This is a genomic window from Aphanothece microscopica RSMan92 (genome assembly GCF_046613545.2).
Lineage (GTDB): Bacteria > Cyanobacteriota > Cyanobacteriia > PCC-6307 > Cyanobiaceae > NIES-981.
This window is the reverse complement of record NZ_JBKKKY020000214.1, coordinates 1-1,027: the sequence shown is the minus strand read 5'-3', so window position 1 is coordinate 1,027 and position 1,027 is coordinate 1. Positions and strand designations below refer to the sequence as shown.

Sequence of the window (1,027 nt, the reverse complement as noted above, 5' to 3'; positions counted from 1 at the left end):
GGGGCTCGATGCCCCCCCGGCCGGCACGCCCGGTCAGAACCGGTAGCCGACCGACAGGCCGAAACCCAGCGCTGAATTGCCCCGGAACCGGGTGCCCGACCCGTCGACCGCGCCGCCGATGTCGACATATTCGATCCCGCCGGTGATCTTGGCATTGCCCACCGTGTAGGTGCCGCCGACGCCCAGGCTCTTCTGCCCGTCGGTCGGGGCCAGACGGCTGGCGATGCCGCCCTTGGCGTCCTCGTAGCCGCCGCGCACGAAGACCGACAGGCTTTCGTTGATGCGCCGGCCCACACCCAGCTGGTAGGTGATCACGTCATTCTCGAAGTCGGTCACGTTGTCGCCGAACACACTGTCGAACCCTGCGGGACGCACTTCCCAGACCGACCATTCGGCCCAGCGGATCGATCCGAAGACCAGCGTGTCCTGCGCCACACCCGACTGGAAATCCAGCGTCAGCGTCTGCGGCATGCGGATATTGGTCTGCGTCACCGGGAAGGGTCCGAACAGGCCCTCGACCGCCGCCAGGGTTTCCCGCGTGCGGAAGCCGTGCTCGATCTCGCTCTCGTAGGTCAGCGCCACGCGCAGCGCGATGTCGGGACGTTCATAGGCCGCCCCCGCGATATAGCCCACGTCGCCCGTGCGCGATCCGTCGGCCGTATAGGCCAGCGACCCCAACGGCGCGTTGGCGGCCAGATTGCCCGCCAGGACGTTGCCAGCCAGGCCCGCCGCCGCCAGACCGTTGCGGATCACCGTGTCGGGAATGGCGATCTCGGCCTGTGACCGGACATAGCGCGCGCCGCCATAGACCGACAGGCCCGCCTGCACCTCATAGCGCAGGACGGCGGCGATCTGTTCGCTTTCCCAGGTGGCCGTCAGCCCCGTGTAGGGCCCCTGCGTATACAGCGCATTGGCCCCATAGGGCGTGTTGAGGTAGAACCCCATCGACAGGCGGTCCGACAGGTCGCGCTTGTAAGCCAGCGACATCATCGTGTAGTCGCCCGCCATGTCCCCCGTCGAGGTGCCC

General features: G+C 67.9%; 1 protein-coding gene. It reads right to left on the bottom strand.

Annotation, left to right across the window (positions count from 1 at the left end):
• Window positions 1-33 precede the first annotated feature (33 nt).
• On the bottom strand, window positions 34-1,027 hold a 994-nt coding region (locus tag ACLD7X_RS17055), incomplete at its 5' end, for an OmpP1/FadL family transporter (RefSeq protein ID WP_411424880.1).